The organism is Aliterella atlantica CENA595 (assembly GCF_000952155.1).
Taxonomy (GTDB): Bacteria; Cyanobacteriota; Cyanobacteriia; order Cyanobacteriales; family Chroococcidiopsidaceae; genus Aliterella; species Aliterella atlantica.
The window spans coordinates 38,460-56,216 of record NZ_JYON01000032.1; the positions used below are offsets into that span (position 1 = coordinate 38,460).

Below are 17,757 nucleotides of genomic sequence, written 5' to 3' on the forward strand. Positions count from 1 at the left end.
AGGGTGCGTTGCAAGTCAACACACCCTACAATTTATGATTTACGAGTCATTTCAAATAGATTTTGAGCATTATTGCCTTTAAACCCATTAAAGAGCATCTTTTTACCTGGCTCTAATTCAACTATACTGCGCTCGGCAAGTTCGTAGTAAGCATACGTCCAAGGAATCTGGATAACTTGATTGCTGCTATCTTCAACAACAGAAACCATTTCATTAATCGCAAAAGTTGCTGTCTGGCGTAAACCGCTGCTTTTGCTACCTTCAATTTCTGCTTTCATCGGTACGCCTAGTTTTGATAGGGCGCTGGCGGTATTTTCGATGTCTGGGTATTGAGGAGTATTTTGGCTGTTGATATAGCCTGTAAAGTGATTGACTGCGTATCCATGTAGCAATACCCAAGCCCCATATTGCGTCGCAGCATTAACTTTTTCAACTATTGACAGTTTAGGAGGCAACCAAGGACGAGTATAGATTTGAGCAATAGTTTCTATATCTGATGCAGCAATTAATTTGTCAATCTGCGATCGCTCTAAGATAGAAGCAGAACTTACAGTGTTGTAGATTAAAGATGCGATCGCATCCGGTAATTCTTCTACAATCAGTTCGCTAATAAATAACTTGGGCAAATCGTCGCTATGTTGGTAGTGACGGGCGTATAGCTTCGTTTCAGGAAATGTATATTCTCCAGCTACCTCGTACCCTAAAGCTTCAGCAATAGCCCCTAAATAGTTAATGCCTAAATTTTTGCCGTCAATAGATAGTCGCAACGAACGAAAAGCAATATGATCGTTAGCAATAGTTCCCCCAGCGTTTAAAATCATTTGCTGGTAGGTTTGAGCGTAAGTCACTCTCGCAATGTAGTTTTGCCATAATCTATCCCAAAGTTGACGGGTAAATTGGCTATTCATAGTATTTCTGCCAATAAATCGCTAAGAATTTGTAAAGCAACTTGAATTTGGACGCTATCAATAACTAAAGGCGGACAAAATCTAATTGCAGCTTTTCCACAACCGAGTAGGAGTAAGCCTTTGTAGAAAGCACCGTCAACAAGGCGATCGCGCAAGGTAGAATCGAGATTACCGCTACTATCGAGTAAATCGATTGCTACCATCAGTCCTTTACCTCGCGGTAAGGAAACGCAGTCATATTTAGCTGCAAGTTGGGTTAATCCAGCAACTAATAACTCGCCCATATCTTTTGCATTATCTATCAAGCTAGCTTCTAACAGTTGCAGCGTCACATTAGCCGCAGCGCAAGCAACCGGATTGCCTCCAAAAGTTGTAGCATGAGATCCTGGTGTCCAAGTCATAATCTCAGGTCGCGCTAAGATTGCTCCTAGTGGTAAACCGCTAGCAATGCCTTTAGCTAGGGTGATAATATCGGGCATAACATTCCAATGTTCGATCGCAAATAAGCGACCAGTTCTACCCATCCCCGACTGTACTTCATCTACTATCATCAAAATGCCATAGCGATCGCAAATATCGCGTATCCGCGCCAAAAAACCATCTTCTGGTACTATATAGCCGCCTTCACCTTGGATGGGTTCGACAATCATCGCGGCTACTTCTTGGGGCGGTAATACAGTGGAAAATAATTTTTCTTCTAAATAATCTAGCCCTGCATGAGTACCGTAAGGAATATGCGTTATACCTGGTAACAAAGGTCCAAAACGCTGTCTTTGCACGATTTTAGAACCAGTTAAAGACATTGCGCCATAAGTGCGCCCGTGAAAAGCGCCCAAAAAAGCAACTATGCCAGCGCGTCCGGTATAATAACGAGCAAGTTTAATTGCACCTTCATTTGATTCTGCGCCAGAGTTAGTAAAAAATACTTTAGCTTGCGCCCCATTTAAAGGTAGAGGAAAGGGACTACGGGCGGCTAATTTTTCGGCTAGTTCTACCATTGGTTCGTAGTAGAAATCCGTTCCTGACATATGCAGCAGGTTAGCAGCTTGGTTTTGAATTGCTTTAACAACTTCTGGGTGAGAATGTCCCGTAGAAGTGACGGCGATTCCCGCTGTCATGTCTAAAAATATATTACCGTCTACATCCTCAATCGTGCAGCCTTCGCCTTTTGCTGCTACTAAAGGATAACCGCGAGTATAGGATGGGGAAGTAACATTGCGATCGCGTTCGATAATACTACGAGCGCGAGGACCAGGTAAAGTAGTCACCAAACGCGGAATATGCGGTGAGGGGCGATTAGTAGGCAAACTTAGCATATTGTAGGTTCCTCCTAGAGTAAAACAAAACTGCGATCGCATCAGTTTCATTACTCGTATAACTAGCAACGTCTAAATAACTTTATATTTGCGAATATATATTTGTTCTGTGTCTGAGATAGCACAATTAGCTTTATAAATCCAGAAATTAAGCCTAGTTTTTTAAAACTTTGTTAGCTATTGGATATTAGAAGCAACTCTTGCGAGATATATGTAGTATTAGGAATTAGCCTAAAATTATTATTTAAGTAAAATTGCTATATCTAGCTGCCAATTTCAGTAGTGTGAAATTTTATGTTTTTATTGATTATTGCTGTGGTTGTTGTGATTTTGGGTTCTGCTACTTGTTCCAGTGTAGAAGCTGCATTGTTTTCAGTTTCGGCGTTGAGAGTAAGACAGTTAGCGCAGACGAATAACCGTTCAGCAGTAGCACTTTTAGCCATTCGCGAGAACATGAATCGACCGATTGGTAGTATTGTCGTACTTAACAATATTTTTAATATAGTTGGTAGTATTGCGATCGCTAGAGTTGCTGAATCTATCCTTGGTGACGCAGCAATAGGTATATTTTCTGGAGTGTTAACTTTTCTCATCATTATTTTTGGTGAAATTATTCCGAAAACGCTAGGCGAACGCTATGCAGAAACAATATCTTTATTAGCCGCTATACCTGTTACCGCACTTACTTTTGTATTTACACCTTTAGTATGGGTAATAGAAAAAGTTACAGCACCTTTTACTAAGGGTAGAAAACGCCAAACCACTGACGAAACAGAAATTAAGTTTTTGGTCAATATTGGGCAGCAAGAAGGAATAATTGCTGGTGATGAAGCAGAAATGATCGAAAAAGTTTTTATGTTGAACGACTTAACCGCATCAGAATTAATGACACCGAGAACAACATTAACTTATATACGCGGCGATTTAAGCTTGCGCGAAAGTAAAAGAGAGATTATTGCTTCCCAACATACCAGAATTATTGTAGTTGGCGAATCTATAGATGAAGTAATTGGAGTAGCTTTAAAAGATGAGTTGTTAACAGCCATAGTAGAAGGTAAGCAAGAACAAAAAGTCGATACCTTAACTCGTAAAGTTAGTTTTGTCCCAGAGACAATTAAAGCAGATAAGCTACTTAAAAGCTTTCAAAAAGCCCGCGAACATCTTGCTGTAGTAGTAAATGAATATGGAGTTGTTGCAGGTGTAGTAACGCTAGAAGACGTACTAGAAGTAGTAACAGGTGAAATTGTCGATGAAACAGACAGAATTGTAGACTTGCAAGCAACAGCGAAAAAAAAGTTAGAAAGAATGTTGCAATTTAGAAATTCTAGATAATAGAATTGGTGCAAGATTAGAGGCGGTTATAAACCGCAACTACACAAATGAAGTCTGCCTACGAAGACTAAAATAATAGAACTCTTGCAGGAAAATATGTTGTTCTTTTAACCAGTAATAAGCTGCAAAAGTTTTCATCTTACATCTGCGTGCATCTGCGTGCATCTGCGTTCCTAAATTCTTACCTTAAACTAACTTCTAAGTTCGATTATCAATTTGGGCGCGTTGCAAACTACCAGAAAAATCTACATACACAGTTTTCCATTCAGTAAACACATCCAAAACTGTAGTTCCAGCCTCGCGGTGTCCGTTACCTGTTTGCTTAACACCACCAAAAGGTAAATGTACCTCCGCGCCAATAGTAGGACCATTGATATAGGTAATTCCAGCTTCAATATCGCGCATCGCTTGAAAAGCGCGGTTAACATCGCGGGTGTAGATTGAAGAAGACAAACCGTAAGGTGTATCGTTGAGAATTGCGATCGCATCTGCAAACGAATCTACTTCAATTAGTGCTACTACAGGTCCAAATATCTCTTCAGTAGCAATCCGCATTTGAGGAGTAACGTTATTTAATATCGTTGGCTGAAAAAAGTAGCCGTGTTGTAGTTCGCCATCCTTGGCTATTTCTCCACCAATTAATACCTTAACTCCCTCAGCGCGGGCTATTTCTAAGTAATGACTTACGCGCTGGAGTTGTTTGGAGTTAATTAAAGGTCCTATTTCAGTAGATGGATTATTACCTGCACCTATCTGCAACGCCGCCGTACGTTCTAGCAGCATACTGGTAAATTTTTCCTTAATATCGTGGTGCAAAATTAAGCGGCTAGTAGCAGTACACCGCTGTCCGGTAGTCCCAAATGCGCCCCATAATGCACCTTCTAAGGCAAGTTCTAAGTCAGCATCATCCATGACAATTTGAGCGTTTTTACCGCCCATTTCCAGGCAAACGCGCTTGTGAGTGCGCCCGCAAGTTGCGCCTACATACGCACCTGTTTCTGAAGAACCTGTAAATGATACCAAGTCAATACCAGGATGTTCGACTAAAGCTGCACCTACTTCTGCGCCGATACCATGAACTAAATTCACAACTCCTGGCGGAAAACCAGCTTCGTGCATAAGCTGAACTAGAAAAGTAGCGCAAGCAGGAGTGTCTTCCGCAGGTTTGAGGATAATTGTATTACCGCAGACAAGGGCGGGTAAAGCTTTCCAACAGGGGATAGCAATCGGAAAATTCCAGGGAGTAATTAAAGCGCATACGCCTACAGGCATTCTTACAGTCATGGCAAACTTATTTGGCATTTCTGAGGGCGTTGTTTGCCCAAATAAGCGCCTACCTTCTCCTGCATTATAAAAGGCGCAATCGATACCTTCTTGAACATCTCCCCGCGCTTCTGTGATGGGTTTGCCCATTTCCTGACTCATTAACTGGGCAAGTTCTTCCTTGCGATCGCGTAGTAATTCCCCTAATCTAAATACAAGTTCGGCGCGTGCGGGTGCGGGAACTAAGCGCCAAGTTTTGTAAGCAATTCTTGCTGCTGCAACAGCTTTATCTACATCAACTGCATCAGAACGAGGAAAAGTTGCAACTATTTGGCGATTATCAGCGGGATTACGACTTTCTAAAGTAGCTGCCGACTTTGCTTGCAGCCATTCGCCATTAATATAATTTTGGCACGTTTGCGGGGCGGTCATCGTCAAGACCTCCAGCCTAATAATTTGCCTTTAGTCTCGCTTAAGAAATAAAACTGGTCAAGCTATTTTAGAGAATTTACGCACAGATAATAGAAAATAGTATGGTTCGTTGTCATGCAACGCACCATACAGCTTCCTTTTTGTTTCAAAGATGAGTACGAACGCAGATGGACGCAGATGTTTTTGGCTACTCTAAGGATTATGAGATGTCTATTGCCTATTTACCTGAACCGTTTTTTCCTAGCGGCGATTGTTCGTAATGTTCTAGCAAGTCTGCTGGATTGTCGTAAATTGCCAGCGCATCTGCAAGTTGTGTATCATCAAAGTCTCCACAGCGAAATGCAATTACACCGACACCTGCTTTTGATGCTGCTTCAATGTCGTAAGGCGTATCGCCCAACATTATTGCTTGTTTAGGTTGCAATTGCCCCTTTTCTAAGGCTGCTTCTACTAAATCTGGCGCAGGCTTGGAGGAATCTGCATCGTCAGAGGTTGTAGTTGGTTCTTCACCTAATAAATCTTCTACTTCAGCAGCTTTTAACAAGCTTGATAGTTCTTCGCTAGTCGCTGAACTAGCTACTACCAACTTGAAGCCATCTTGCTTTAGTTTTTGTACCAACTCGCGCGAACCTGGTGCAGGTGCTAAATTTGGACTGAACTTTTCAATAATTAATTCTTTGCGTCTATCAGCAATTTGTTTGCCTGCTCCTTCTTCGCCTGACAGTTCTGATACCATTCTAGGTACTACTTGATCTCCCCCCATGCCAATTAGAGGACGAACATCTGCAAATTTTATTTCGTATCCGTAATCTGCGAACGCTTCTACCCAAGCTTGGGCATGAGCATCGTTACTCAATACTAAAGTACCATCAATATCTAATAGCACGCCTTGAAGCGCCATAATTAACCTCAGCCGTTTTGCTTACATTGCTCAACTTGCATTTCTCAAGTAAACAAAGTCTAGAAGCTATTACATCTACCTTCGGAAACACCATTAAATCGCATTAATTGCTACGAAAACACTTAACTAAACTGCTGGCTGTAATAATGTGCGTATTGTCTTGAAAGTGTTAGCAACTCTTCATGAGTACCCGATTCTACTACTTGACCTTTTTCAATTACTAAAATGCGATCGCTTCTTCGCACTGTCGTCAAACGATGAGCAATAATAAATACTGTACGATCGCGCATTACTCTTTCTAGTGCTTCTTGGACTAAAGCCTCTGACTCTGAATCTAATGCAGATGTCGCTTCATCTAATATTAGTATCTGCGGATTGAGTAATACAGCACGAGCGATCGCAAGTCTTTGTCTTTGTCCGCCTGATAAGTTTACGCCTCTTTCTCCTACCCACGTAAAATATCCATCTGGCAGTTGGCTAATAAATTGGTGCGCGTTAGCAACTTCGGCGGCGGATTGTACTGCCTCTATATCTAAGTTGGTTTGCCCAAAAGCAATATTTTGGGCGATCGTACCAGAAAATAATACAGTTTCTTGCGGTACTATGCCAATCTGTCGTCGCAAACTACTTAACGTCACATCAGCAATATTAATACCGTCAATGAAAATTTCGCCAGATGAAGGATTGTAGAAACGAGGTAAAAGGTTAACTAATGTCGTTTTTCCTGCCCCAGAAGCACCTACTAGGGCGATCGTTTCTCCAGGCAGGGCAAGTAAGCTTAAATCTTTTAGTACGGGCTGTTCGTGCTTGTAGGCAAAGCTAACGCGACGATATTCTACTTTACCTGTAACTGGAGGAAGTGCGATCGCATTTGGCTTTTCTACTACTGTTGGCTCAACTGCTAATATTTCAAATACTCGATCTACTGATGCCTCGCCTTGCTTAAACTCGTTATAGTTGTTAGTTACGTGACTAATTGGATCGAGTAAAGTTACTCCCGCTGTCAAAAAGCTAAAAAACTTTGGTACTGTTAAGTTGCCCTGGGCGATTTGCCAACCACCAATGCACAGCAGTATTAAGATGCTTAAGGCTTCTAGAAATCCCACAATCGGAATTTGAATAGCCTTCAACCTCTCTGCAGAATACTTCGCTTGACGGCTAGCTTCTGCTTCGTGGCTAAATCTGGCAATTTCGTAGTTTTCCGCCGCAAAAGCTTGAACTAACCTAATACCGCTAAATACTTCTGTTAAAATTGCCGACAAGTTAGAGACGCGATTTTGACTGCGGTGGGAGAATTTACGTAACCTTTCGCCAAACCAACCAATTAATATTCCCATCAACGGCGCAACTATAAGTAAAGCTAGCGTTAGCTGCCAATTGAGGTAGATCATGTAGATAGGAATTGCGACTAACTGAAGTACGCAAGGCACAAAGTCATGAAATAGTTTGTTAACTACTTCCCCAACTCTGTCTACATCTTCTGTCAGCCGATAAGATAAATCCCCAGCTTTGGTAGTTTCAAAGTAACTGAGGTTAAGCTTATGCATGTGGGCGTAAACTTGCTTGCGGACATCTAAAGCAACCTTTAACGCTGCTTTCGCCATGAAAATATCTTGCCCAGATTGAGATACACCCCTAACTAAAAATACAGCTAAAGCAACAGCCGCTACTTGAGCGATCGCTTTTACATTACCTTGAGCAAACGGAGTTGGCAACTTTCCGGCTAAATAAATCAAGCATAAAGTCGCAATTACATAGCCTAGTATGCAAATAAAGCCTTTAGCGATAGTTTGCCACTGCGATCGGATATAAGGTAATAATTGCCAGTAGTTAGAACGTTTTTTCAAGCTGTACTTCTCAAATATTGATGTCTCGATCTGAAACTATCAGCTTTAGGCGATTTTGTAACTATATTTAGGTATGACGGCGCATAAGTCTTCTTGCTACCCAGATGCCAAAGGCTGCAACAATTATAGCTAGGACAATTTTAGATATAGGACCAAGATATTCATCTACCAGTTCGTAATTATCTCCTAGTGCGTAGCCTGCATAAGTAAGGAAGCCTACCCATATTGTCGTGCCAATAGTTGAATAAAGTAGAAATGGCAGCATATGCATATGACTAATGCCAGCAGGAAGCGAGATTAATGTGCGAACTCCTGGTACGAGACGACACAGAAATACAGCCATCCCGCCATGCCTGTCAAACCAGCCTGTAGCTTTGGTAATATCCTTGCTAGATATAGTTAACCATTTACCGTAGCGATCGGCTAAACTCTTTAACCTTTGCTCTCCTAGTACCTTACCTGCATAGTACCAAGGCAATGCCCCTATAACTGTACCCATTACACCAGCAAACACGGCTGGGGCAAATTCCATCTTACCTTGAGAAATAGTGAATCCAGCTAGAGGCATGATCAATTCAGAGGGAATAGGCGGAAATAGATTCTCCAAAAACATTAATAGTCCGATTCCCCAGTATCCTAGAGAAGTCATTGTATTTGTAATCCATTCGACCATTAATCTATTTCCTTTGCCTCAACAGGTAGTAAAAAAGAGACATAGATTGCTATGTCTCTTGTTAAAAGTCAATGTTACATTAAATTAAGTTCCCGAAGCCCAGGAATTGATATATTCAGTTTGCTCTGGTGTCAGGCTGTCAATGTTGATACCCATTGCTTGTAACTTCAACTTGGCAATGTTCGCATCTACTTCAACAGGGATAGAGTGCAAGCCTGGTTCTAGTTTGCCTTTGTTTTTGACTAAATATTCGCAAGCTAAAGCTTGGTTAGCAAAACTCATGTCCATTACTGCGCTAGGATGTCCTTCCGCAGCAGCTAGGTTAATTAGTCTACCTTCACCTAGAACTACTACAGATTTACCGTTGGGTAATTGATACTGTTGGGTAAAGTTGCGTACTTCTTTGACTTCTTTGGCTGTTGCACCTAAAGATTTTAGATCGATTTCAATGTCAAAGTGACCGGAATTACAAACGATCGCACCGTCTTTCATCACTTCAAAGTGTTCGGCGCGAATTACGTGCTTGTTGCCAGTAACCGTAATAAATATATCACCTTGAGGGGCTGCTTCTGCCATCGGCATGACTCTAAAGCCGTCCATAACCGCCTCAATTGCCCGAATAGGATCGATTTCGGTAACAATTATATTACCGCCTAGTCCCCGCGCCCGCAGCGCTGTACCTTTACCGCACCAGCCGTAACCTGCAACGACAATTGTTTTACCTGCTAGCAAAATATTGGTAGCGCGGATGATTCCATCTAATGTAGATTGTCCCGTTCCATAACGGTTGTCAAAGAAATGTTTGGTATCGGCATCATTAACATTCATTGCTGGAAATGTCAATACCCCATCTTTGAACATCGCTTTGAGGCGGACAATTCCGGTAGTAGTTTCTTCAGTTGTACCGATTAAGTCAGCAATTTGCTCTTGACGTTCTTGGATTAAAGTCGCAACAACATCGCTACCATCGTCAATAATTACATTAGGACGGTGATCTAACGCTGTTTGTACGTGGCGGTGATAAGTTTCATTATCTTCGCCTTTGATAGCAAATACAGGAATTTCGTGGTCGGCTACTAAGCAAGCAGCTACGTCATCTTGAGTAGAAAGAGGATTGCTAGCAATCAATAAAGCATCTGCACCGCCAGCTTTAAGAGCGATCGCTAAATGTGCCGTTTCTGTGGTAACGTGGCAGCAAGCAACTAAGCGAATACCCGCAAAAGGCTTTTCTTGGGCAAAGCGATCGCGAATTTGTTTGAGAACTGGCATTTCCCGCCCAGCCCATTCAATCCGCTGTCTGCCTAAAGGCGCTAGGGATAAGTCTTTTACTTCATGTTTTATACGTGTAGAGGTTGCAGTCATTAAGAAGATTCCTTAAATACTTTCACTAAATAGTCTCACCTAGCTTAACCGTATTCACTAAGATTGTGAACATCTATCATAATCTAGGGTACTTAAAAGGAGGTGTCATAATGCGATTTATATCTAGGGCGATCGCACCCAAAAAAGCTGCTTGCGTTAGTATGGGAGCAATTGCACTCACTATCTTAGTTATCTCTCCTGCATCAGCGCAGATAACTATCCCAGATATATTTGGTAATTCCAATTCTCCGCAGCCAAGTCCTAGCAGCCAACCTGTTGATGCTTGGGTAAGGCTAGACGGGCGACGTTTATTTAAAATTACAGCTACAGATAGAAATTCTTTGTTGCAGCGCTTGGCAACAGTTGAAACGCGATTGCGGACGATTAGCCAGCAATACTTTGCTGGTAATGCCGCAGATATTAACGTTGAGCCGCAGCTTAACAAAAACAATAAGAATTCTCGCGATATTGTGGTCGATAACCAAACCTTACTGACCATTACGCCTCAAGATGCCAAATTGCAGGGAGAATCTGATGTAGATAAGTATGCTCAAACTATTGCTACATCTTTAGAACAAGAATTAAAAACAGCAAAACAAGAACGTCAAGCCAGCTATTTGCGGACTCAAGGAGCGATCGCTGGGGGAATTCTCTGCGGCATGGTTTTAACTAGCTGGGCAATTCGCCGCTGGCAACATCGGATAAAGCTGCCACCTATACCTATGGCTACTATGTCTACATCTGATGCTGTAAGCACGCAGTTAAGCCAGCAGCAACAGCGAAATATTCAAGAAATACGTCAACGGCTTTCGCAACTTGCTCAAGCGGTTGTTTGGGGTGGTGGTACGCTGCTAATTTTAAGACTATTTCCCTACACGCGGATAGTACCCGTATGGCTTTTCATGGTTTTGAAAGATCCGATGATGGTAGGACTGGTAGCGTTAGGAACTTATGTGGTTATCCGCCTGAGTTATGTTTTGATCGATCGCTCTACTTCAGTTTTAGTCAATAATACGCTGATGCTGACGCAAGAAGATTCGCTGCGTTTGCAACTGCGAGTAGCGACAATTTCTGGCGTAACTAAAAGTATTGCTACTTTAAGCGGGTTTACCATCGGTGCGCTAGTTGCTTTATCTGTTTTAGGCGTGAATATTGTACCGATTTTAACTGGTGCTAGTTTAATTGGTGTCGGTATCTCTTTGGCATCGCAGAATCTAATCAAGGATGCAATCAATGGCTTTTTGATCATCTTAGAAGATCAGTATGCGATCGGCGATGTCATTAATGTCGGTACTTTTGGCGGTTTAGTGGAAAACTTAAATCTGCGGATTACTCAGTTGCGAGACTCTGAGGGACGTTTGATTACGATTCCTAATAGCGAAATTAAGACTGTAGCCAATCTTTCTAGTCGATGGTCGCGTGCCGATCTCAATATTCCTATTTCTTACAATACTGATATTGATGCAGCTTTAAATTTAATTAAGTCTATCGGCTTGGGGATGGATGGCGAAACGCAGTGGCAAGACTACATTTTGGAACCTCCTCAAGTATTAGGAGTAGAACAATTTAGCGATCGCGGTTTGATGATTCGCGTCTGGATTAAAACTCAACCTCTCAAGCAGTGGGAGGTAGCTAGGGAGTACCGCCGCCGCATCAAAATTGCTTTTGATAGTGCAGGAATTGATATCCCACTGCCGCAACAATCTGTCTGGTTAAACGAGCCTGGCGAATTGTCTAAAGCTCCTAATGATGGTAAAAAGCTGCCCAAAGAGCGTTAATTTACTACTCTATTTAGTACAGATGTACTATAATATAGAGGTAGGGTCGTGAAGCTAGTTTTGCTCAGTGGCTCTGTAGGTTCTGATAGATAAATGCAAGCTTTTGACTTATGACCAAGCACTATATTCTCAATTTAAACCCAACTGCCAAGCATGAATGGGATCGTTGCAGCCTCAGAGATCCAATTACAGCCAAGCGCCCAGAACTTGCTAAGTTAATTGCTGATGCTATTGGCGCGGAACCTGGCAGTTACTTAGTGTCTGTAAACATCGAAATCAACGTACTAGAGCAAGTACCAATGGCGCACGCCGAGCAACTACCATTGAGTGCGGCAGCAGTAACCCCTGCTCATCCACAATTGCAAGAGTTAGTCGCCTAATCTTATTCCATTTTAACTACTGCAAGTTCGCAGCCAGCATATATGATGACAATGCAACTTAGTCATTACCCAGGAGCGATCGCAGAAGCGGCGCAAAGGGTAAATGAGCTAGATTCGGAAATTATGGCAGTACAACAACTACTCAATCGAGTAGAAGGTAATGCAGATCGGATATCGGCTTTCGATATAGATTTAAAAAACGACGCTCAACGCAGATCGCGGCGGTTTGAAGTGCTGCTGACAGATAGGGAGTACCAAACAGCAACTAATACTCTAATGCGTTTGACAGCAGAGAAAGCCAATGCTTTAGCTCACCTAGAATACCTCCGCAACCAGTTTAGCGTTGCCAAGTTAGAGACAAGACGCGCGATCGCTCAACAACTAACAGACTTTGAATCGCGCGAATTAGTTGGCTTGTAATTAAATAAATAAAGCTTATGCTCCGACAGCAGTGGAAAGATCGACTCCACTGCTTTTTGTTTGCCAATTATTCCTTAAGTCCGTCAAAATTAAAATTACCTGACTTAAGTGTGGAAGCTATGACTCAAGTTACGCAAGAAGATATTGCTAGATTTCAGGAGCAATTAGGAGACTATCCTGATGCGATCGCTGCTTTAAGAGAAATTGAAGATTGCGAAGGCAATTTAGAAGATGCAGCAGTGGTATTAGCAATTAGAGTAGGGCAGCAACCAGATATAGCAAATGCAGAATGGTTAGATAGTTTGGCAAAGAAGTGTCGCGCTGCTATTTGCGCTGAGGAATTTAGAAGTAGCTTGTTCGCAAACAATTTTGCCCCAGTGGTGGGACATCTAGCAGCAACAAAGCTTTGCCCAGCTTTATTAGTAACTCCCGTTCTCATGTATGTAATCCAACAAGGCATAGACAGCTTTTGCGAACCTTTGGATACTGTATCTGAACATCTAAGTCTTTAAGCTACAAAGACTCATACTGTTAAGGGTAAGAGTAAAAATTCTAAATACTTAGCGACATGAGTGTTAAAGCAATTTTTCAAGCTGTCAAAGTCGAAAACGCTTCCTCTCCCTACGACACTATTCATCTGAAAATTTTCTATCCAGCCCAGGTATTAGGAAGTCACCCAGAACAAAACAGGGGCATTTTTCCAGCCGACTCTCAACACGCTCCTTTTAAAGTTGCGATCTTCTTCAATGGCATCAATTGTGGAATTGATTCGTATCAATGGCTTGCTGTTAAATTGGCAGAACGCGGGCTTGTAGTAGTAACGTTTTCTTGGGTTGCCCAAAACTTCCCTGGAATAGTAGCTATTACTCCAGGTGTTGATCTGAAAAACTTAACTCCAAATACTTATGGTAAAAGTCCAACAGCTTCAGCTTTGCCAACACTGCTAGCAGCATTAGAAAGTTTGCAATCTACGGGCGTATTGGCAGGAATGCTTGACTTACAGCACGTTATATTAGGCGGGCATTCTGCTGGAGGTAGAGTTGCGATCGAAAATGCCAATCCACAATTTTTTCCTCAAGTTGTAGCTGCATTCTCCTATGGCGCACATTCAGCCGCAGTTATGCAGTTAGGTTATGATGCAGGCATAATCTTACCTTTACCTGATGTTTTACCGCTAATGCTGATTGGCGGAACCTGCGATGGAGTAATTGCTAATAATGGCGCTCTTTACGGAGTAACTTGGGAGGATGCTACTATTCCAGTTAAACGCACATTTACTGAAGCGATCGCTGGTGGTAGAAATGATAGCTATCTACTGCTGCTAGAAGGAGCAAACCATTTCTCTATTACTCATCCCAAAGATGACACTACAGGTACAGCTTGGCTAGATTTTCCAGCTACCCAACCAGAAGAGGAAGTGCGAAATAAGATAGTGGAAGCAATTGGCTTATTTATCGATGCTCATGTTCGTTCTCAAACTACAGCTTTGGAAGCTCTAAATCAGCTATTAAAATCTCATCAGCAAGGAATTGCATCTTTTGAGCGCAAGTAGCTCGCACTTTTGAGAAGGCTTAAAAATTTCCTTTAATAGCAAGGCGATCGCATTATTGTTAACTTAGAGATTGTTTCCCAGATCGAGCGCTCCTCGCATACTCTATTTAGCTTCATAACTCATGGCTGAAATACTAGAAGTCATCCAACTAGGACATCCTTTACTCCGTTCTCAAGCTCAGTTAGTCGAAGATATTAAATCTTCACGCATTCAGAAATTAGTCGATAACTTAATTGCTACCGTCATCCAGGTTAATGGAGTAGGAATTGCTGCGCCGCAAGTGCAATCGAGCGATCGCATATTTATTGTAGCTTCTCGCCCCAACCCCAGATATCCTAACGCTCCAGAAATGGAACCTACCCCAATGATTAATCCCAAGATCCTAGCAAGTTCAACAGAGGTAGCCAAAGGATGGGAAGGTTGTTTGAGTATTCCAGGGATTAGAGGCTTAGTTCCCAGACACCAAGCTATCGAAATCGAGTATAGCGATCGCAATGGCAAATTGCACAAACAAGAACTAACAGATTTTGTCGCTCGTATCTTCCAACACGAACTCGATCATCTAGATGGCATAGTATTTGTAGATCGCTTGCAAAGTACCTACGATCTCATTACAGAGCAAGAATATCAGAAGCTATTAGCTGCCAACACTCCTTAACAAAGCTTTGTGAGATTTTTGCAAGTTTTACATCCTGTCCAAAACTTGTATTCCTAACAAAGACAATCCTAGTTTTAAAGTTCTAGCAGTTAAATTACACAGCACCAATCGAGATGTTCGTAAAGGTTCCTCAGCGTTTAGAACTGGAACACCGCGATCGCGATCGTAAAATTGATTAAACTTCTGACTCAGTTGAAATAGATACTCGCACAAACGATTAGGAAATAAATCTTGCTCTACAGCACCAATAACATCATCTAATTGCAACAAGTGTTTTGCTAATATCAATTCTGTTTCATGCTGTAAGAAAATACCAACGTTGTCTCCTAACTGCTCAAAATCAACTTCACCCTGACGACTAATACCTTGAGTTCGAGCATAGGCATACAACATATAAGGCGCTGTATTGCCTTGAGGTGCTAACATCTTGTCATAACTAAAAATATAGTTACTGGTACGGTTTTGGCTTAGGTCTGCATATTTAACTGCACTAATGCCAACTACCTTAGCAACATTGGCTTTGAATTCTTCAGTTTCCTCGCGCTCTTCTTTTTGCAATCTAGTTTCCAACTCAGCACGAAAACGCGCGATCGCTTCATCCAACAAATCTCTTAGCTTGACAGTTTCTCCCGATCGCGTTTTTAGCTTCTTACCATCTTCACCTTGAACTAAACCAAATGCGACGTGATCGATCTCAATATCATCTGGAATCCAACCAGCGCGTCTAGCTACTTGAAAAACTTGTGCAAAATGATTAGCTTGTCCAGCATCAGTAACATAGATTAGTCTATTTGCCCGATCCTGCTCAATGCGATAGCGTACAGCAGCTAAATCGGTTGTCGCATAATTGTAACCGCCATCTGACTTCTGCACGATCAACGGTAGCGGTTCGCCTTCCTTATTAGTAAACCCTTCTAAAAATACGCATTTTGCTCCTGCATCTTCTACTAGCAATCCTAAGCGATCTAAATCTGCAACTACTGCTGGTAGTAAAGGATTATAGAAAGATTCTCCCCGCTCAGTTAAATGAATATCCAGTAGCTTATAAATTACTTCAAACTCGCGCCGTGACTGTTCGCACAACAACAACCAAGCTCTATGCGTATCTTCTGCTCCTGCTTGTAATCTTACTACTTCCTGCCTAGCCGTTTCTCGAAATACCTCATCCTCATCAAAGCGCTGCTTGGCTTTACGGTAAAGCGTTACTAAATCCCCTAAATCTAGTGCATTAGCAGTAGTTAATGCTTCAGGATAAGCTTCTCGTAGATAAGCAATCAACATTCCGAACTGAGTACCCCAGTCGCCTACATGATTGAGCCTAAGTACATCGTGACCTTGAAATTCCAAGACACGGGCAATACAATCGCCAATAATAGTAGAACGCAGGTGTCCTACGTGCATTTCTTTGGCAATATTCGGCGCAGAAAAATCGACCACTACCCGTTTAGGCGTTTTTGCTTCTATAAGTCCTAATCTGGAATCTGCATAAATGCTCTTAAGCTGTGCTTCTAAATATTCTGGTTTTAGAGTTAAGTTAATAAACCCTGCTCCAGCTACCTGCGGCATTTGACATATATCAGTTAAATTCAGTTGCTCGACTGTTTTCTGTGCAACTTCTCTTGGCGGCTTTCCTAACCGTTTAGCTAAAGATAAAGCAATATTTGACTGATAATCGCCAAACTTAGGATTGCTTGCAGGTACGAGCATAGAATCTATCGCTGCATATTCATCACCAAAGGCAGCGATTAAAGCCCGTTTAAACTCAAGTCTTAATAGTTCTACTGTATTTTGCATATTTTTAATATCGATCGCCTTAGCTTTGGGCTACACCATTACATTTGTATTTTCATGCTCAAGTCTAACCACTTTGCCTGAGTAATAGGTGCGCTAGTAGAAATGTAGTCTACACCTGTTTCTGCCACAGCCCGAATATTTACCAAAGTAATATTGCCTGAAGCTTCAATTTTTACCTTGCTATTGCGATCGCGAATTATCTGCACAGCTTCCCGCATGAGTTCAAGCTGCATATTATCCAACATAATAATGTCTGCTTCGTGCTGTAAGGCTTCTTCTACCTGCTTTAAAGTTTCTGTTTCTACTTCTATCGTTAAAGGATAAGGTATTCTATCGCGGATTTGGGCGATCGCCTCACCAATTCCACCAGCAGCGGCAATATGGTTATCTTTAATCATCACTGCATCATCTAACCCCATTCGGTGATTTATTGCTCCACCTATTCCAGTTGCATACTTTTCTAATAGTCTTAATCCTGGTGTAGTTTTGCGCGTATCCACCAATCGAGCCTGTAAGTCCGCGATTTGAGCAGCATAATCGTAAGTCAAGCTAGCAATTCCACTCAAGCGCATAGCTATATTTAGAGCTACCCGTTCCCCAGTTAGTAAAGCACCCAGCTTTCCATCAATTTGAGCTATTACCTGCCCTGGCTGACAACGTTCTCCTTCATCAGCTATAGCTTCAAAGCTTACTTTTTCATCTAGAAGTTGAAATACTCTTGCTGCTATTGGTAAGCCTGCAACTATTCCAGGAGCTTTAGCTACCCACTGAGCAGTTCCCAGTCTTACTTCTATTGCAAGCAAACTTTGTGTCGTGCGATCGCCCCTACCAATATCCTCTAACAACCAGTCCCGCAATAAAGGATCGATTGCTATCCAAGGCGGCAAAATGCCAACTTTCTTTACCACTAAAATTATTTCCCCATACGTTCACAAGAATAATTTAACTCAATTCCTTGCTACATAAGGGTTGCAACCAAAAACAAAGTTTTTTTCAAAAAAAGTGGACAAAACAGTTGACAAAGCCAAAGGAGTATTGCTACATTAGTAAAGCGCCAGAGAGGAAGGAGACAGCAAAGCGAGTGCCCAACTCACTAGCAGCGCACCGAACCATGAAAACATTATAGTTGAAAAGCCAAAAA

Annotated in this window: 16 protein-coding genes; 7 read left to right on the forward strand and 9 right to left on the reverse strand. The window is 41.9% G+C overall.

From position 1 onward, the window contains the following. Positions 1 to 32: 32 nt before the first annotated feature. Positions 33 to 908 (reverse strand): DUF1338 domain-containing protein, encoded by an 876-nt coding sequence (locus tag UH38_RS21385; RefSeq protein WP_045056725.1) that lies wholly within the window; start codon positions 906 to 908, stop codon positions 33 to 35. Further along, positions 905 to 2,224, reverse strand: coding sequence for an acetyl ornithine aminotransferase family protein (locus UH38_RS21390; protein WP_045056742.1), 1,320 nt, complete (start codon positions 2,222 to 2,224; stop codon positions 905 to 907). Before UH38_RS21390 ends, UH38_RS21385 begins: the two co-directional genes overlap by 4 nt. 294 nt (positions 2,225 to 2,518) lie before the next feature. Here UH38_RS21390 and UH38_RS21395 point away from each other — a divergent pair, with 294 nt between their 5' ends. Then, entirely contained in the window at positions 2,519 to 3,556 is a 1,038-nt protein-coding gene (locus UH38_RS21395; protein ID WP_045056726.1) for a hemolysin family protein, read from the forward strand. A 198-nt stretch (positions 3,557 to 3,754) separates the two neighbouring features. Here UH38_RS21395 and UH38_RS21400 read toward each other — a convergent pair whose 3' ends face one another. From UH38_RS21400 to ahcY, 5 genes are all read right to left on the reverse strand, one after another. Continuing rightward, complete coding sequence (locus tag UH38_RS21400; RefSeq protein ID WP_045056727.1) at positions 3,755 to 5,251, reverse strand: aldehyde dehydrogenase family protein; 1,497 nt, start codon at positions 5,249 to 5,251, stop codon at positions 3,755 to 3,757. Between the two features lie 217 nt (positions 5,252 to 5,468). After that, positions 5,469 to 6,152: an HAD family hydrolase gene (locus UH38_RS21405; protein ID WP_045056728.1), complete on the reverse strand. Its 684-nt coding sequence runs from the start codon at positions 6,150 to 6,152 to the stop codon at positions 5,469 to 5,471. 122 nt (positions 6,153 to 6,274) lie between these two features. Continuing rightward, positions 6,275 to 7,999: an ABC transporter ATP-binding protein gene (locus UH38_RS21410; RefSeq protein ID WP_045056729.1), complete on the reverse strand. Its 1,725-nt coding sequence runs from the start codon at positions 7,997 to 7,999 to the stop codon at positions 6,275 to 6,277. 67 nt (positions 8,000 to 8,066) lie between these two features. Then, positions 8,067 to 8,672 carry a DedA family protein gene (locus UH38_RS21415; RefSeq protein WP_045056730.1) on the reverse strand — a complete coding sequence of 202 codons (606 nt, stop codon included), beginning with the start codon at positions 8,670 to 8,672 and terminating at the stop codon, positions 8,067 to 8,069. A gap of 84 nt (positions 8,673 to 8,756) precedes the next feature. Continuing rightward, positions 8,757 to 10,034 carry an adenosylhomocysteinase gene (gene ahcY / locus UH38_RS21420; RefSeq protein ID WP_045056731.1) on the reverse strand — a complete coding sequence of 426 codons (1,278 nt, stop codon included), beginning with the start codon at positions 10,032 to 10,034 and terminating at the stop codon, positions 8,757 to 8,759. A gap of 110 nt (positions 10,035 to 10,144) precedes the next feature. Here ahcY and UH38_RS21425 point away from each other — a divergent pair, with 110 nt between their 5' ends. The 6 genes from UH38_RS21425 (at position 10,145) to def (ending at position 14,822) form a co-directional block, all read left to right on the forward strand. Beyond that, positions 10,145 to 11,812, forward strand: a complete 1,668-nt coding sequence (locus tag UH38_RS21425) for a mechanosensitive ion channel family protein (RefSeq protein WP_045056732.1) — start codon at positions 10,145 to 10,147, stop codon at positions 11,810 to 11,812. Positions 11,813 to 11,922: 110 nt separating this feature from the next. Then, entirely contained in the window at positions 11,923 to 12,192 is a 270-nt protein-coding gene (locus UH38_RS21430; RefSeq protein ID WP_045056733.1) for a hypothetical protein, read from the forward strand. Between the two features lie 45 nt (positions 12,193 to 12,237). Then, the gene (locus UH38_RS21435; protein WP_082065472.1) at positions 12,238 to 12,612 is read left to right on the forward strand and encodes a hypothetical protein; all 375 of its coding nucleotides are present in this window, start codon (positions 12,238 to 12,240) and stop codon (positions 12,610 to 12,612) included. Positions 12,613 to 12,731: 119 nt separating this feature from the next. After that, on the forward strand, positions 12,732 to 13,124 hold the full coding sequence (locus UH38_RS21440; RefSeq protein ID WP_045056734.1) for a hypothetical protein: 393 nt from the start codon (positions 12,732 to 12,734) through the stop codon (positions 13,122 to 13,124). A 56-nt stretch (positions 13,125 to 13,180) separates the two neighbouring features. Beyond that, positions 13,181 to 14,164 (forward strand): alpha/beta hydrolase family protein, encoded by a 984-nt coding sequence (locus UH38_RS21445; RefSeq protein ID WP_045056735.1) that lies wholly within the window; start codon positions 13,181 to 13,183, stop codon positions 14,162 to 14,164. A gap of 121 nt (positions 14,165 to 14,285) precedes the next feature. After that, positions 14,286 to 14,822 carry a peptide deformylase gene (def, locus tag UH38_RS21450; RefSeq protein WP_045056736.1) on the forward strand — a complete coding sequence of 179 codons (537 nt, stop codon included), beginning with the start codon at positions 14,286 to 14,288 and terminating at the stop codon, positions 14,820 to 14,822. Positions 14,823 to 14,849: 27 nt separating this feature from the next. Here def and argS read toward each other — a convergent pair whose 3' ends face one another. Both argS and nadC read right to left on the reverse strand, forming a co-directional pair. After that, positions 14,850 to 16,616, reverse strand: a complete 1,767-nt coding sequence (argS, locus tag UH38_RS21455; RefSeq protein WP_045056737.1) for an arginine--tRNA ligase — start codon at positions 16,614 to 16,616, stop codon at positions 14,850 to 14,852. 38 nt (positions 16,617 to 16,654) lie between these two features. Then, positions 16,655 to 17,524 carry a carboxylating nicotinate-nucleotide diphosphorylase gene (gene nadC, locus UH38_RS21460; protein ID WP_045056738.1) on the reverse strand — a complete coding sequence of 290 codons (870 nt, stop codon included), beginning with the start codon at positions 17,522 to 17,524 and terminating at the stop codon, positions 16,655 to 16,657. Positions 17,525 to 17,757: the final 233 nt, after the last annotated feature.

Excerpts from the sequence above, each read along its gene's own strand:
- UH38_RS21445 (WP_045056735.1), top strand. The coding sequence starts at position 13,181 with ATGAGTGTTAAAGCAATTTTTCAAGCTGTCAAAGTCGAAAACGCTTCC.
- UH38_RS21415 (WP_045056730.1), bottom strand. The coding sequence starts at position 8,672 with ATGGTCGAATGGATTACAAATACAATGACTTCTCTAGGATACTGGGGA.
- argS (WP_045056737.1), bottom strand. The coding sequence starts at position 16,616 with ATGCAAAATACAGTAGAACTATTAAGACTTGAGTTTAAACGGGCTTTA.
- UH38_RS21440 (WP_045056734.1), top strand. The coding sequence starts at position 12,732 with ATGACTCAAGTTACGCAAGAAGATATTGCTAGATTTCAGGAGCAATTA.
- UH38_RS21395 (WP_045056726.1), top strand. The coding sequence starts at position 2,519 with ATGTTTTTATTGATTATTGCTGTGGTTGTTGTGATTTTGGGTTCTGCT.
- UH38_RS21400 (WP_045056727.1), bottom strand. The coding sequence starts at position 5,251 with ATGACCGCCCCGCAAACGTGCCAAAATTATATTAATGGCGAATGGCTG.
- UH38_RS21435 (WP_082065472.1), top strand. The coding sequence starts at position 12,238 with ATGACAATGCAACTTAGTCATTACCCAGGAGCGATCGCAGAAGCGGCG.
- UH38_RS21405 (WP_045056728.1), bottom strand. The coding sequence starts at position 6,152 with ATGGCGCTTCAAGGCGTGCTATTAGATATTGATGGTACTTTAGTATTG.
- UH38_RS21425 (WP_045056732.1), top strand. The coding sequence starts at position 10,145 with ATGCGATTTATATCTAGGGCGATCGCACCCAAAAAAGCTGCTTGCGTT.
- def (WP_045056736.1), top strand. The coding sequence starts at position 14,286 with ATGGCTGAAATACTAGAAGTCATCCAACTAGGACATCCTTTACTCCGT.
- UH38_RS21430 (WP_045056733.1), top strand. The coding sequence starts at position 11,923 with ATGACCAAGCACTATATTCTCAATTTAAACCCAACTGCCAAGCATGAA.
- ahcY (WP_045056731.1), bottom strand. The coding sequence starts at position 10,034 with ATGACTGCAACCTCTACACGTATAAAACATGAAGTAAAAGACTTATCC.
- UH38_RS21390 (WP_045056742.1), bottom strand. The coding sequence starts at position 2,224 with ATGCTAAGTTTGCCTACTAATCGCCCCTCACCGCATATTCCGCGTTTG.
- UH38_RS21385 (WP_045056725.1), bottom strand. The coding sequence starts at position 908 with ATGAATAGCCAATTTACCCGTCAACTTTGGGATAGATTATGGCAAAAC.